The sequence below is a fragment of the Ancylobacter gelatini genome, from assembly GCF_022601675.1.
GTDB classification, from domain to species: Bacteria; Pseudomonadota; Alphaproteobacteria; order Rhizobiales; family Xanthobacteraceae; genus Ancylobacter; species Ancylobacter gelatini.
On record NZ_JAKVIL010000009.1, the window covers coordinates 90,244 to 104,907 of the forward strand.

13 protein-coding genes are annotated in these 14,664 nt (G+C 68.9%); 4 read left to right on the forward strand and 9 right to left on the reverse strand.

What is annotated here, in order from left to right:
- Nucleotides 1–36: 36 nt before the first annotated feature.
- Together MKI84_RS15800 and tlpA are read right to left on the reverse strand one after the other, a co-directional pair.
- Complete coding sequence (locus tag MKI84_RS15800) at nt 37–978, reverse strand: DMT family transporter (protein ID WP_241621102.1); 942 nt, start codon at nt 976–978, stop codon at nt 37–39.
- A 155-nt stretch (nt 979–1,133) separates the two neighbouring features.
- The gene (gene tlpA, locus MKI84_RS15805; RefSeq protein ID WP_241621104.1) at nt 1,134–1,916 is read right to left on the reverse strand and encodes a thiol:disulfide interchange protein TlpA; all 783 of its coding nucleotides are present in this window, start codon (nt 1,914–1,916) and stop codon (nt 1,134–1,136) included.
- A gap of 27 nt (nt 1,917–1,943) precedes the next feature.
- On the opposite strand from tlpA, the gene argH reads away from it, so the two are divergent.
- Nucleotides 1,944–3,329: an argininosuccinate lyase gene (gene argH / locus MKI84_RS15810; RefSeq protein ID WP_241621106.1), complete on the forward strand. Its 1,386-nt coding sequence runs from the start codon at nt 1,944–1,946 to the stop codon at nt 3,327–3,329.
- 111 nt (nt 3,330–3,440) lie between these two features.
- On the opposite strand, the gene MKI84_RS15815 is transcribed toward argH, so the two are convergent.
- The 3 genes from MKI84_RS15815 to MKI84_RS15825 form a co-directional block, all read right to left on the reverse strand.
- The gene (locus tag MKI84_RS15815) at nt 3,441–3,938 is read right to left on the reverse strand and encodes a peptide deformylase (protein WP_241621107.1); all 498 of its coding nucleotides are present in this window, start codon (nt 3,936–3,938) and stop codon (nt 3,441–3,443) included.
- Nucleotides 3,935–5,410 (reverse strand): AMP nucleosidase, encoded by a 1,476-nt coding sequence (locus MKI84_RS15820; RefSeq protein ID WP_425353853.1) that lies wholly within the window; start codon nt 5,408–5,410, stop codon nt 3,935–3,937. The genes MKI84_RS15815 and MKI84_RS15820 overlap by 4 nt, the downstream gene beginning before the upstream one ends.
- A gap of 65 nt (nt 5,411–5,475) precedes the next feature.
- Nucleotides 5,476–7,764 carry a heavy metal translocating P-type ATPase gene (locus MKI84_RS15825; RefSeq protein WP_241621111.1) on the reverse strand — a complete coding sequence of 763 codons (2,289 nt, stop codon included), beginning with the start codon at nt 7,762–7,764 and terminating at the stop codon, nt 5,476–5,478.
- 68 nt (nt 7,765–7,832) lie between these two features.
- On the opposite strand from MKI84_RS15825, the gene MKI84_RS15830 reads away from it, so the two are divergent.
- Nucleotides 7,833–8,264 (forward strand): MerR family transcriptional regulator, encoded by a 432-nt coding sequence (locus MKI84_RS15830; RefSeq protein ID WP_241621113.1) that lies wholly within the window; start codon nt 7,833–7,835, stop codon nt 8,262–8,264.
- Between the two features lie 21 nt (nt 8,265–8,285).
- Here the strand turns inward: MKI84_RS15830 and MKI84_RS15835 are convergent, their stop codons facing one another.
- From MKI84_RS15835 to MKI84_RS15850, 4 genes are all read right to left on the reverse strand, one after another.
- The gene (locus MKI84_RS15835; RefSeq protein WP_241621116.1) at nt 8,286–9,323 is read right to left on the reverse strand and encodes a trans-3-hydroxy-L-proline dehydratase; all 1,038 of its coding nucleotides are present in this window, start codon (nt 9,321–9,323) and stop codon (nt 8,286–8,288) included.
- Nucleotides 9,324–9,404: 81 nt separating this feature from the next.
- The gene (locus tag MKI84_RS15840; RefSeq protein ID WP_241621117.1) at nt 9,405–10,406 is read right to left on the reverse strand and encodes a 4-hydroxyproline epimerase; all 1,002 of its coding nucleotides are present in this window, start codon (nt 10,404–10,406) and stop codon (nt 9,405–9,407) included.
- A gap of 19 nt (nt 10,407–10,425) precedes the next feature.
- Complete coding sequence (locus MKI84_RS15845; protein ID WP_241621118.1) at nt 10,426–11,664, reverse strand: NAD(P)/FAD-dependent oxidoreductase; 1,239 nt, start codon at nt 11,662–11,664, stop codon at nt 10,426–10,428.
- A gap of 95 nt (nt 11,665–11,759) precedes the next feature.
- Complete coding sequence (locus tag MKI84_RS15850) at nt 11,760–12,656, reverse strand: dihydrodipicolinate synthase family protein (protein ID WP_241621120.1); 897 nt, start codon at nt 12,654–12,656, stop codon at nt 11,760–11,762.
- 195 nt (nt 12,657–12,851) lie between these two features.
- On the opposite strand from MKI84_RS15850, the gene MKI84_RS15855 reads away from it, so the two are divergent.
- Complete coding sequence (locus MKI84_RS15855; protein WP_241621121.1) at nt 12,852–13,616, forward strand: GntR family transcriptional regulator; 765 nt, start codon at nt 12,852–12,854, stop codon at nt 13,614–13,616.
- On the forward strand, nt 13,613–14,662 hold the full coding sequence (locus MKI84_RS15860) for an aldose epimerase family protein (protein ID WP_241621123.1): 1,050 nt from the start codon (nt 13,613–13,615) through the stop codon (nt 14,660–14,662). The genes MKI84_RS15855 and MKI84_RS15860 overlap by 4 nt, the downstream gene beginning before the upstream one ends.
- Nucleotides 14,663–14,664: the final 2 nt, after the last annotated feature.

Genomic DNA, 14,664 nt, shown 5'->3' on the forward strand with positions numbered 1-14,664 from the left:
GGTTGAGGAACCAGGATGGTCTCAGGCCCCGCGGGGCTAAGCAACCCGCGCCACCCACCGCGCCGGCCGCCCGTCGATCGCGGCCAGCCCCAGCGCGATCAGGCCGAAGCCGGCAAATTCGCGTGGCTCCAGCGCCTCGCCGAGCACCAGCGCGCCCAGCAGGATCGCGCTGACCGGCACGAGAAACGTCACCAGCGAGATATTGGTCGCCCCGTTCCGCGCCAGGATGCGGAAATACAGGATATAGGCGATGCCGGTGGAGAGCACGCCGAGCCCGAGAAAGGCGCCGATGACAGGGGCCGACGGCACCGGCAGCGTCCAGGGTCGGTCCAGCGCCAGGATGAAGGGCAGCATGATCAGGCTCGACGCCGTGAGCTGCGCCATCGCCACCGCCACCGAAGGCAGCCCGCGGAAGCGCCGGCCATAGACCGCCGCGAAGCCATAGGAAATCGTCGCCGCCAGCGCCGCGAGCTGCGCCGGCAGATTGTGCCCGCCGAGCTGACCGAGCAGCGCCGGACCCATCATCACCGCCACCCCGATGAAACCGAGCACCACGCCGATGAGCTTGCCGGTGGTGAATTTCTCGTCGCGGGTAAAGCCCTGCGCCACCAGCACCGTGAACAGCGGCGTCGCGGCGTTGAGGATCGAGGACAGCCCGCTCGGCAGATGCTGCTGGCTCCAGGCGATGCAGGCGAAGGGAATGATATTGGCGATGACCGCCATGAGACCGAACTCGGCCGCCAGCCGCGGCGTGAGCTGGAACCCGATGCCCCGCGCCCGCGCGATGACGAACAGCGCCAGCGCACCGATCGCGACCCGGCCGAACGCCATGGTGAAGGGCGGGATTTCCGCCACCGCCACCTTGCCGAAAAAGAAGGACGCGCCCCAGATCAGCGAGAGCAGTCCCAGTGCGGCCCAGTCCATCGGCCCCATCGGCTGAAGCCCTGCGGGGATGGACCGGGCGTTGGCGGCGGACATGATGACGGCTCCTCACGCGGGAAGACGCCATCTACGGCCTCGCGCCTGCCGGTGCCACCCGATCCGGCCATGAATATTCGGCATGGGATCGATCGATTGTGCTGATGCATGTCCGATCACCCGCCGGCGGCGCGCCGAATTGGCCGGTCGGCGCGTCAGGGCGCGGCGCCCTCCTGCCCCAGCGCGGCGCGGATCAGCTTGACCGCATCCGGGCTCGCCCATTCCGCCGGGCCGGCGATGTGGCCGATTTCGCAGCCATTGCCATCGATCAGCATGGTGGTCGGCAGGCCGAAGCCGCGCCCCACCGTGCGCAGCTCCTGGAAGGCGGCGGCCTTGGGATCGGTGTAGAGCGCGAGATGCTTGATGCCGGTCTCGGCCATGAATTTCCTGGGCTTTTCAGGATCGCGGGTGTCGATATTGATCGCCACCACGCTGAAATCCTTGCCGCCGAGCGTGCCCTCCAGCTCGTCCAGCGCCGGCATCTCGGTGCGGCACGGCACGCACCAGGTCGCCCAGATATTGACGAGGCGCAAACCCTTGCCATCGCCCTCGCCGCCGGTGTCGGCAAGGCGAAGCGGCTTGCCCTCGGGATCGAGGAAGGCGAGATCGGGAATCCGCGTCGGTGTCAGGGTCGGGGCGAAGGCCGCCAGTTCCCCGGTCGCCAGGGCCGCGATACGGCGCGCGGTCTCGCTGGCAGCCTTGCATTGCGCCGCCTCTCCCGCCGCCGCGACCGGCGTCGGCGCATCGGCCACATCGGACGCGCCGGCATCGGCGTTGCGCGGCGCCCCGTTGATCCCGTATACGCCTGCAAGCCCGGCGGCGGCGCCGAGGACGAGGGCGCCCGCCACCAGAAGGACGAGGCGCCCGCGCCTTGCCCGCCCTGCCCCGTCATGGGGTCCGGGGCGATCCTCGGGGTTGTCCTGGGATCGTTCGGTCATGGCCGTCCTCGCGGAGAAAAGCTGAGCATGAGCAACAAGATGTGGGGCGGCCGGTTCGAGACCGGCCCGGATGCCATCATGGAGGAGATCAACGCCTCCATCGGCTTCGACCAGCGCCTGTACGCGCAGGACATTGCCGGTTCGAAGGCACATGCGGCAATGCTGGCGGCACAGGGCATCATCGACGCCTCTGATGCCGAAAAGATCGTCGCCGGTCTAGACACGATCCTGTCAGAAATCGAGGCCGGCGATTTCACCTTCCAGCGCGCGCTGGAAGATATCCATATGAACGTGGAATCCCGGCTCGCCACGCTGCTCGGCCCCGCCGCCGGGCGCCTGCACACCGCGCGCTCGCGCAACGACCAGGTGGCGACCGATTTCCGGCTCTATGTCCGCGACACGCTCGACACGCTGGACCGCCAGCTCGCCGAGCTGCAGCGCGCGCTTGCCGAGAAGGCGCTCGAATATTCAGGCACGGTGATGCCCGGCTTCACCCATCTGCAGACCGCGCAGCCCGTGACCTTCGGCCATCATCTGCTGGCCTATGTCGAGATGATCGCGCGCGATCGCGGGCGCTTCGCCGATGCCCGCAAGCGGCTCAACGAATGCCCGCTCGGCGCCGCCGCGCTGGCCGGCACCTCGTTCCCGATCGACCGCTTCGCCACCGCCAGCACGCTCGGCTTCGACCGGCCGACCGCGAATTCGCTGGATTCGGTTTCGGATCGCGACTTCGTGCTGGAGGCGCTGTCCTCCGCCGCGATCTGCGCGATGCACCTCTCCCGCTTCGCCGAGGAGATCGTGATCTGGACCTCGCCGCTCACCGGCCTGCTCAAGCTCTCCGACCGCTTCACCACCGGCTCCTCGATCATGCCGCAGAAGCGCAACCCCGACGCCGCCGAGCTGGTGCGCGCCAAGATCGGCCGCATCGCCGGCGCCTTCACCGGGCTGCTCATGGTGATGAAGGGCCTGGCGCTCGCCTATGCCAAGGACATGCAGGAGGACAAGGAAGGCGCGTTCGACGCGTTCTCCTCGCTCTCGCTGATGATCGCGGCGACGAGCGGCATGGTGCGCGACATGGTGCCCGACGAGAAGAAGATGAAGGACGCCGCCGGCGCCGGCTATTCCACCGCCACCGACCTCGCCGACTGGCTGGTGCGCGTGCTCGGCCTGCCGTTCCGCGAGGCGCACCACGTCACCGGCCGCATCGTGGCGCTGGCGAGCGCGGATGGCCTGCCGCTGCACAAGGTGGCGCTGGCGCGCATGCAGGAGGTGGAGCCGCGCATCACCGACGAGGTGTTCGGCGTGCTCTCCGTCACGAAATCGGTGGCAAGCCGCGTCTCCTATGGCGGCACCGCACCCAAGAACGTGCGCGCGCAGGCCAAGGGCTGGCTGAAGAAGCTGGCGAAGGGGTGAAGCTTCACGGCCTGTCGTCATCCCGGCCGGAGCATAGCGACGAGCCGGGATGACGGGTCAATCCGCAGCGATCCCGGATTCGGCCGGACGGCCGTTCCGGGATGATGATGGTCAAGCGCGCCCCAGCTTCTCGAATCGCTTGATCACCCGCTCGCGTTTCAGGCGCGAGAGGCGGTGCAGCCAGAAGATGCCGTCGAGCTGGTCGATCTCGTGCTGGTGGCAGACGGCCAGCAGCCCGTCGGCCTCTTCCACCCGCGCCGCGCCATCAAGGTCCTGATAGGCGATCCGCACCCGCGCGGGGCGCTCCACCTCCTCGGTGACGCCGGGCATGGAGACGCTGCCCTCGGGGTGCCGGGTCTGCTCCGGCGAGGTCCATTCCACCACCGGGTTCACATACACCCGCACCCCGCTCGCCTCGGAAAGCTCCAGCACCACCACGCGGGCCATCACGCCGATATGCGGGCCGGTGATGCCGATACCGGGCGCGGCGCGCATGGTGTCACGAAGATCGTCGGCCAGCGCCCGCAGGTCGGCGTCGAACGCCGTCACCGGCGCCGCCTTGAGGCGCAGCTTGGGATCGGGCCAGCGCAGGATCGGGCGCACGCTCATCGGAACGGGGGCTCATCGAAGGAGCGCAGCTTGCGCGAATGGATGATCGCGCCGGCGGCCTTGAGCTTCTCCAGCGCCGCGAGCCCGATCTTGAGATGCTCGCTCACCGCGCGCTCATAGAAGGCGTTGGCGGCGCCGGGCAGCTTGATCTCGCCATGCAGCGGCTTGTCGGAGACGCAGAGCAACGTGCCGTAGGGCACGCGAAGCCGGTAGCCCTGCGCGGCGATGGTGCCGGATTCCATATCGACCGCGATGGCGCGCGACAGGTTGATGCGGCGGCGCTCCTGGGTCCAGCGCAGTTCCCAGTTCCGGTCGTCCTGCGTCACCACCGTGCCGGTGCGCAGGCGGCGCTTGAGCTGGTCGCCCTCCTCCCCCGTCACCTCGCCCGCCGCCTGCTGCAGCGCGACCTGCACCTCGGCCAGCGCGGGGATCGGGATGTCGGGCGGCACCAGTTCGTCGAGAATGCCGTCCTGCCGGAGATAGGCATGGGCCAGCACATAATCGCCAATGGTCTGGGTCAGCCGCAGCCCGCCGCAATGGCCAACCATCAGCCAGCAATGCGGACGCAGCACCGCGAGATGGTCGGTGATGGTCTTGGCGTTGGACGGGCCGACGCCGATATTGACCAGCGTCACGCCGGCACCACCCGCGCGGACGAGATGATAGGCCGGCATCTGGTAGCGGTGCCACGGCGCGGTCATCACGCGCTCCACCGCGCCGGTGTCGAGACTGTCGCGGTCGATCCGCACGCCACCGGGCGCCACCAGCGCCTGTGCCGTACCCGCCGCTACCTCCTCCAGCCCGAGCCGGACGAACTGGTCAACATAGCGGTGGTAATTGGTCAGCAGGATCCAGGGCTGGAACGCCCGCCAATCGGTGCCGGTATAGTGCACCAGTCGGCGCAGCGAGAAATCGGTGCGCACCGCATCGAACAGCGAGAGCGGGCGCGGCTCGCCCTCCACCAGATCGAACGTGCCGTCGGCGATCTCGTCGCCAACCAGAGACAGCAGCGGCGTCGGGAAATGCCGGGCGAGCTCGGTGGCCGTCACCGCGCCGCGGCCGAGTTCGTCGCCGCCGTCGAGGGCATAAGGGTAGGGAATTTCCTGTTCGCTGAGGCCGGTCTCGATCCGCGCGCCATATTCCTCGACCAGCGGGGTGAGCTGGTCCAGCAGATAGGCACGGAACTCGCCGGGCTGGGTCACCGTGGTCTGGTGCAGGCCGGCCACCGCGAATTTGGCATAGCCGCGCTGGGCACCGAGCGGGCGGGCGCCGTTCGGCTCATAAATCACGCGCAGCAGCGGGTAGCGGTAGCGCGCGCGCTCGGCCGGGCTCGGCGATCGGCCGGTCTCGAAGAAGCGCTGCAGATCGGCACGCAACGCCTCGCGGGCCTCATGATAGAGCGCCTCCAGCCGGTCGATCGCCGCCGTCGGGGTCGCTGCCGTCTCGAACATCGTCGCATTCCTGGCTGTCATACTCCGCTGCTAGCGCGGTTTGCCCGCCGCGTGAAGAGCGGGACACCAAGGGAAGCGGCCGCGCCTCAGGCCTTGCCGCCGCTGCCGAGCAGGCGGAGCGCGTTCATCGTCACCAGCACCGTCGCGCCGGTATCGGCAAGGATCGCCGGCCACAAACCGGTGATGCCGAGCAGCGTGGTGACGAGGAACACCGCCTTCAGCCCGAGCGCGATGGCGATGTTCTGGTGGATGTTGGCCATGGCGCGGCGCGCGAGGTTCACCATGGCGGCGAGGTCGCCGATGCGCCCGTGCAGGATCGCGGCGTCCGCCGTCTCCAGCGCGACATCGGTGCCGCCGCCCATGGCGATGCCGACATTGGCGGCGGCGAGCGCGGGCGCGTCATTGATGCCATCGCCGACCTTGGCGACCTTCAATCCCTGCGCCTGCAACTCACTGACGATGCGCTGCTTGTCGGCCGGCATCAGCCCGGCGCGGACCTCGATGCCGAGATCGCGGCCGATCGCTTCCGCGGTGCGTGGATTGTCGCCGGTGAGCATGATGGTGCGCAGGCCGAGCGTGCCCAGCGCGCGCAGGCCGGCGGCGGCGTCCGCGCGCGGCTCGTCGCGCATGGCGATGACGCCGGCCAGCACGCCGTCGGCGAGCAGCACGGAGACGCTCTTGCCCTCGCCGGTGGCGGCATCGATCGCGGCCTGCTGGGCGGGCGAGAGACCGGCGCGGGCCTGCACGGCTTTAGCCGAACCAAGGAACAAAGCGCGGCCCTCGACGGCGCCGCTCACCCCCTCGCCGCCCGCCACGCCGGCCTGCTGCACCGCCGGCAAAGCGAGGCCCCGCGTGGCGGCCTCGCCAAGGATGGCGGCAGCGAGCGGATGGGTCGAGCCCGCTTCCAGAGCCCCGGCGAGGCGCAGCACGCCGGCCGCGTCGAAACCGTCAAAAGCGATGATATCGGTCACCACCGGCTTGCCCTCGGTAAGCGTGCCGGTCTTGTCGAGCGCGACGACATCGACGCCGCGCAGATTCTCCAGCACCGCGCCGCCCTTGATCAGCAGGCCGCGCTTTGCCCCCGCCGCCAGTGCCGCCGCGATCGCCGCCGGGGTGGAGATGACCAGCGCGCAGGGGCAGCCGATGAGCAGTATCGCGAGGCCCTTATAGACCCACTCGTCCCACGCCCCGCCAAAGGCCAGCGGCGGCACGGTGGCGACCAGCGCCGCCAGCACCACCACGAACGGCGTGTACCAGCGCGAGAAGCGGTCGATGAAGCGTTCGGTCGGCGCCTTACTTTCCTGCGCCTCCTCCACGAGGCGCACCACGCGGGCGATGGTGTTGTCGGACGGCGCGGTGGTGGAGCGGATGGTCAGTGCCGCCTCGCCATTCACCGTGCCGGCGAAGACGGGATCGCCCGCCTGCTTGGCGACCGGCACGCTTTCGCCGGTGACCGGGGCCTCGTTCACAGAACCGGCGCCCTCCAGCACCTCGCCATCGGCGGGAATGCGCTCGCCGGGGCGCACCAGCAGCGTCGCGCCGACGGCAAGGCTCTCGGCCGGCACCTCACGGGTCTGGCCGTTCTCGATGAGGCGCGCGGTCTTCGGCACCAGCGCGGTCAGCGCGCGGATCGAGGAGCGCGCACGCCCGGCGGCGACGCCCTCCAGCAGTTCGCCGACAAGGAACAGGAACACCACCATGGCGGCCTCCTCCCCGGCACCGATGAACACGGCGCCGATGGCGGCGATGGTCATCAGCATCTCGATGGAGAACGGCGTGCCGTTGAGCGCGGCCATGATCGCGCGCCGGGCGATCGGGACCAGCCCGACCAGCATCGCGGCGGTGAACACCCACAAATCGAGGCCGGGGAACAGATGGCCGACGCCATAGGCCAGCACCAGCGCCGCGCCGCAGCCGATAGTCAGCCGGCCCTTGGCGGTGCGCCACCAGCCGCCTTCCATCGGCTCCATATGGGCGTGGTCATGGCCTTGCGCTGTCGGCGGCGTCGCGGCGGGGGAATGCTCGTGGGCGTCACCATGAGCATGGTCATGATCATGATGGGCATGCTCATGGGCGTGGTGGTGGTCGTCGTGATCGTGCCCGCTGCACGGGCCGTGCTCATGGTGCGGCGCGTGCCCGGCCAGGGCAGGGGCGGGCGCCGCGGCCAGCGCGACGATGCGGTAGCCGAGGCTGGAGACGCGCTTTTCCACCAAAGCGAGGTCCGCACCTTCGTGATCCACGGTCATGATGCCGGCGGTAACCGAAACCGCCACCTCCTCCACCCCGGCCACCCGCCGCACCGCGGTGTCGATCTTGGCGGCGCACGAGGCGCAATCCATGCCCTCGATCCGGTAGCGGCTCTTCAGCGTCGACATGACAGGCCCTCTTGCTAGATGTCGGGGCCGAGCCTACTTCCTCTAGCGACTAGAGGAGCAAGGGCGAAATGCCGGACGCGCAATTCACCATCGGCGACGCCGCCAATGCGAGCGGCGTCAAGGTGCCGACCATCCGCTATTATGAGGAGATCGGCCTGCTGCCGCCTCCGCCGCGCACCGAGGGCGGGCGGCGCTCCTATGGCCGGGCCGATCTCGACCGGCTCAGCTTCATCCGCCACGCCCGCGAGCTGGGTTTCGAGGTGGATGCGATCCGCACCCTGCTGGCGCTGCAGGAAACCCCGGACCAGTCCTGCGCCGCCGCCGACGCCATCGCCCGCGAGCGGCTGATCGAGGTGGAGCGGCGCATTGCCAGCCTCTCCGCGCTGCGCGCCGAGCTGGAGCGCATGGTTGAGGGTTGTTCGCACGGGCATGTCGGCGAGTGCCGGGTGATCGACATCCTCGCCGATCACGGCAAATGCGCGCACCACCGCATGGTGTGACACCGTTCGCGGAGGCCGGGATCACCCCTCCCGCCACAACGGCCAGGTGTCGGCGAGGCGATAACCCGCCGGCCAGGGATCGGCGGGGTCGAGCAGGAGCTGGCGGGTGTCGGTGATCCAGGCGCGGCCTTCGATCGAGGGAATAATAGCCGGCTTATCTCCGATCCGGGTCTCGCCCTCGATCCGGCAGTGGAATTGCGAGCCGATGATCGAGCGGCCGATATAGGCGTCGCCGGTCTTCAGCATGCCGCGCGCATGCAGCACGGCGAGGCGCGCCGAACAACCGGTGCCCGTGGGCGAGCGGTCGATCTTGCCGGGGCGGATCGCCACCGCATTGGCACCGACCGCCACGCCGTCCTCATAGGTCAGCGGCGCGGCGAACTGGCAGAACGAGATGTGATTCCAGTCGGCATTCACCGGATGGCGGAACCCGAGCTGCTGGTTGGCCGCCTTCACGATCCGCATGCCGGTCTCGGCGAGGTCCTTCGCCTCGTCGGGACGGATGGAGAAGCCGAGCGCCTGCGCGTCGACGATAACGAAGCTGTCGCCGCCATAGGCGATGTCGATGGTCAGCGTGCCGAGCCCCTCCACCTCCAGCGCAGCACCCAGCCGATCGACGAAGGAGGGATGGTTGACCACGCGGATGCGTTCCGCCTTGCCGTTGCGGCACTGCGCCACGACCTCGACCAGCCCGCCCGGGGCCTCCAGCGTCAGCCGGGTTTCCGGCTCGGTCATTGGCACGATGCCGCTGTCGAGCAGCACGGTGGCGACGCAGATCGAATTGGAGCCGGACATGGGCGGCGTATCCTCCGGCTCCATGATGATGAAGGCGGCGTCCGCGCGCGGGTCCTTCGGCGGCACCAGCAGGTTCACATGGCGGAACACCCCGCCGCGCGGCTCCTGCAGCACGAAATCGCGCAGCCGCCGGTCGCGGGCGATGAAGCGCGACTGCGCCCACAGGGTTTCGCCGGGCGGGGGCGCGACGCCGCCGACGATGACATCGCCGACCTCACCCTCGGCATGGCAGCCCACGATGTGGATGATTTTCGTGGAACGCATGGGAACCTCCCTCACGGGCGCCGTGGCGCTCATCATCCCGCTGGGAATGAGCCGGCTATCTATCGCCGCCGACGTCGGTCCTCACACGACGACGAAACCATGCGCGAACGGATCGCGGTCGTCGATGAAGATGGTGTTGTAGCCGGTCATGCGCGCCCAGCCGCCGATGGAGGGGATGATGGCGTCGCGATCCCCCACCTTCACGGCCGCCTCGACCCGGCCCTTGAACAGCGAGCCGATGATGCTCTCATGGATGAACTCGTCGCCGACCTTGAGCTTGCCCAAGGCCGCGAGCTGGGCCATCCGAGAGGAGGTGCCGGTGCCGCAGGGCGAGCGGTCGATCGCCTTGTCGCCATAGAACACCGCGTTGCGGGCATGAGCCTCGGGGTGCTCCGGCGCGCCGGTCCAGAGGATGTGCGAGAGGCCGCGTATCTCCGGCTTTTCGGGGTGCACGAACTCGTATTTCTCGTTCAGCGCCCTGCGCAGCGCGCCGCTCATGCCGATCAGCTCGCCGGCGGTGAAATCCGCCATGTCGCGGAAGGCGTCCTGCGGCTCGACGATGGCGTAGAAATTCCCGCCATAAGCAACATCGACGCTCACCTCGCCGAGGCCGGGGCACTGCGCGGTGAGGCCCTGCGCATAGAGGAAGCCGGGCACATTGGTGATGCGCACCTCCTCCACATATTGCCCCTCCTGCCGGTATTCCGCCTTCACCACGCCGGCCGGCGTGTCGAGCATCAGCACGCCCGGCGTCTTCGGGGTGACGAGGCCGTGCTCGATCGCCATGGTCACCGTGCCGATGGTGCCGTGGCCGCACATGGGCAGGCAGCCCGACGTCTCGATGAACAGGATGGCGACATCGCAGTCCGGCCGCGTCGGCGGATAGAGGATCGAGCCGGACATCATGTCGTGGCCGCGCGGCTCGAACATGAGGCCGGTGCGGATCCAGTCGAACTCCTTGAGGAAATGCGCGCGCTTCTCGATCATGGTCGCGCCCTGAAGTACCGGACCGCCGCCGGCCACGAGACGCACGGGGTTGCCGCAGGTGTGGCCGTCTATGCAGAAGAAGCTGTGTCGCGCCATGGTGAGTGCTCGTGAGGGGCTAGAAGCGGTTGGCCCGTAGCGGGGAGAGGTCGAAAGGCGGCGTGCGCCCGGCAATGATATCGGCAATCAGCCGTCCCGTCGCCGCGCTCTGGGTCAGGCCGAGATGGCCGTGGCCGAACGCATAGAGCACCCGGCTCGACGCGCTGGACGGACCGATGACGGGAAGCGAATCCGGCAGCGAGGGGCGGAAGCCCATCCATTGCCGCCCGCCCTCGGTGTTCAGCCCCGGCAGGAACGCGGCCGCCTTGGCCAGCATGGCGGCCGAGCGCTTGTAGTTCGGCGCGAGCTTCAGCCCGCCCAGCTCCACCGCGCCGCCGACGCGGATGCCGGTGGAGAGCGGCGTCACCACGAAGCCATGGCCGCCGAAGGTGAGCTGGCGCCTCAGATCAAAGGCGCCCGGCGGCAGGGTGGTGTTGTAACCACGCTCGGTCTCCAGCGGGACGGCGTCGCCGAGCTGCCGCGCCAGTGGGCGCGACCAAGCGCCGGCCGCGATCACCGCACGGGAGGCGGTGAGATGGGCGCCGTCCGCCAGATGCAGCCGCACCGTCGCGCCCGATGGCTCGATGCGCACCACCTCCCCGGGCTCGATGGCCGCGCCACGCGCCATGACCTGATCGAACAGCGCGAGGGCGAAATGATAGGGATCGTCGACTGTCTTCCAGTGCGGCGTAAAGGTGCCGGCAATGAAGCGGGGCGACAGGCCGGGCTGCAGCTCGGCGAGCCGCACGCCGCGCACATGCTGGAACGGAATGCCCTCGGCCGCGCGAATCTCCCAGCCCGGCTGCGCGGCGGCAAGCTCGGCTTCGCTCTCATAAAGCTGGAGATTGCCGTCGGTCCGCACCTTCGCCGACAGGCCGGCATCGCGCACCATCAGTTCCATCGCCTGCGAAGCGACGCGCATCAGCGCGCTCTGGACGGTGATGGACTGGCGGAAACGGTCCATCTGGCTCGCGCGCCAGAACCGCGCAAGCCAGGGCAGGATCCGCGGCAGGTAGGTGGGAGGTATCGCCAGAGGGCCGAGCGGATCGAGCAGCCATTTCGGCGCCTGCCGCAGGATGCCGGGCGAGGCCAGCGGCATGATGTCGGAAAAGGCGAAGGCGCCGGCATTGCCGAAGCTCGCGCCTTCCGCGACCCCGCCGCGCTCGATCAGCCGCACCCGCCGCCCTTCATTCTGCAGGTGATGGGCAATCGCGAGGCCGACAATGCCGGCCCCGACAATGGCGACGTCCTCATTCATGCGGCCTTGTCTCCTTCGCCCGTCATCGCGCCGCGACCCGGCGCGGGAATCGAGCGATTGACCCGATTCGAGCGCGGGGGGGAAGAGCGATGCGGTCAGGCGGCCTTGGCGAGCTGCGGGCGGGTCGCCAGCGCCTCGCGGACGATCTGCTCCACCTTGGCGCGCTGCTCGCCTTCCAGCGGCAGGCGGGGGGCGCGCACGCGCTCATTGGTGCCGATCACCATGGCCTCGACCATTTTGAGGTTCTGCACCAAGTAGGTGGAGACATCGAGGTCGAGCAGCGGGCGGAACCAGCGATAGATCGCCAGCGCCTCGTCATAGCGCTTGGCCTTCATCAGCCGGTAGATCGCGACCGTCTCCTCCGGGAAGGCGATGACGAGGCCGGCGACCCAGCCCACGGCACCGAGCGCCAGCGCCTCGAAGGCGAGATTGTCGACGCCGGTGAACACGTCGAAGCGGTCGCCGAAGCGGTTCTGGATCTCGACGGTGCGGCGGATGTCGTCGGAGGATTCCTTCACCGCAACGAAGCGCTCATCCTTCGCCAACTGCTCCATGATCTCCAGCGTCACGTCGACCCGGTAGGCGATGCGGTTGGAATAGATCATCACCGGAAGATCGGCGCGGGCGGCCACCGCGGAAAGCGTCGCCACCGTCTCCTTCGGGTTGGTGTGGTAGACGAGGCTCGGCACCACCATCAGACCGGAAGCGCCGGCCTTTGCGGCGCGGGCGGCGAGGCTCGCGCAGTCGCGGGTGGAAGCGTCGGCAATGGTCATCAGCACCGGCCGGCCGCCGGCGACGGACTGCGCGACATGGAGCACGTCGAGCCGTTCGTCATGGGAGAGCATCGGCCCCTCGCCGAGCGAGCCGTTGACGATCAGCCCGTCGACGCCGGCCGCGATCTGCAGCGCGAAGCAGCGCTCCATTTCCTTGAAGTCGAGCCGGTCGTCCTCGGTGAACTTGGCGGTGACGGCGGGAAGGACACCAGACCACATGGCAGCAGCTCCTGTCGGTTGATCGGCCGGCCCGCATCTCAGATCAGGGCAGCCCGCGGTTGACGAGAGCATCTATTTTTTGGATCCAATTTGCAATATCCTTTTTGCCAATCCGTTGCGGATTCCTTCGCGAGCGGGCAAGAATCCGTATCGCCGCGTTCTGTTCTACGGGCAGGCGAGGCGGAAGGGGAAAGCATGAAGCTCAAGGCAACCGATATCGGCCAGATGGCCTCCGCGTCCGAAGTGATCTTCGAGGCGCTGCGCGAGGCCATTGCCCAGGGCGACGTGAAAGAGGGCGAGGCGCTCCGTCAGGACCACATCGCCCGCATGTTCAATGTCAGCCGCATCCCGGTGCGCGAGGCCCTCACCCGGCTTGAAGAACAGGGTCTGGTTTCGACCCAGCGCTACCGTGGCGCCGTGGTCGCCCGGCTTTCCATCGACGAAATCCGCGAAATCTTCGAGTTCCGCGCGCTGCTGGAACCGGAGATCCTGCGCTATTCGGTGGCCCGCATGACCGACGACGCGCTGGAGAAGGCGCGGCGCTTCGCCCGCGCTTTCGCGACCGAGACCGACGGCGCGCGCTGGGGCGACCTCAACCGCAGCTTTCATTACGCGCTCTATGAAGAAGCCGGCCGGCCCTATTATCTCCAGACCATCTCGACCGCGCTCGACCGGGTGGACCGCTATCTGCGCGCCCAGCTGGTGCTCACCGCCGGCATGGATCGGGCCCGGCGCGAGCATCAGGGCATTCTGGACGCGTGCATCGCGCGCGACGCCGCGCTGGCGGCAAGGCTCACCCGCGACCATATTCTCGGAGCCTGCGATTCGCTGCTCGATTTCCTCGACCGGCAACGCGCGGGCGAGACCCGGCACGGCGACGTGGACGCTGGCGATACGGGTACGGGCGATACGGCCATGCGCGATATGGCGGGCGGCCATATGGGGAAAGGCACGCGATGAACGAAATCCTCTCCCTGGCGGCCGGATCACCCGCTCCCGGAGAAGCGCGGCAGGTCGGCGAAGCCGACGGCGTGCCGATCAACGACATCGCCCTGGCCGGCCCGTCCGGGGCGCGGGCGCGGGTGCTCACATTCGGCGCGGTGCTGCGCGACCTTGAGGTGCCGGATGCCGGCGGAACGCTGCGCCGGGTCGTGCTCGGCTATGACGACCTCGATTCCTATCTCGCCAACCTGTCTTCGGTCGGCGCCACCTGCGGGCGCGTCGCCAACCGGATTCGCGCCGGTCATTTCAGCCTCGACGGACAGGAGCACCAGCTCGGCCTCAACGAGCGCGGCGTCACCCATCTTCACGGCGGCTGGCGCGGTTTCTCGCGCCGGGCCTGGGAAATCGGCGCGCTCGACGCCGCCAGCGTCACCCTCACCTATCGCTCCGGCGACGGCGAGGAAGGCTATCCCGGCACGCTTGCCGCAAGCTGCACCTATTCGCTGATCGCCCCCGGCACGCTGCGCGTGGTGATGGAGGCGACCACCGACGCGCCGACGCCGGTGAATCTGGCGCACCATTCCTATTTCACGCTCGACCCCGAGACCTCGGTGCGCGAGCTGGAGGTCGAGATCGCCGCCGCGAGCTACACGCCGGTGGATGAGCTGAAGATTCCGACCGGCGAGATCGCCCCGGTCGCGGGCACGGCCTTCGATTTCCGCCGCCCCCGCCGGCTCGATGCCGACCCGGCCGCCTACGACATGAACTTCGTGCTCGACGGCACGGCGGGCGGCGCCGAGCCGCGCTTCGCCGCCCGCGCGCGCAGCAGCGTCACCGGGCGCACCATGGAAGTCTGGACCACCGAGCCGGGACTGCAGATGTATGACGGGCAATATCTCGTCACCACCGCGCATGGCCTCGGCGGGCTGACCCACGGGCCACACGCCGGCATCTGCTTCGAGGCGCAGAACTTTCCCGATGCGGTGAACCAGCCGGGCTTCCCCTCGCCCTGGCTGCGGCCGGGCGAGACCTACCGGCAGGTGACGGAGTATCGGTTCGGCTGACG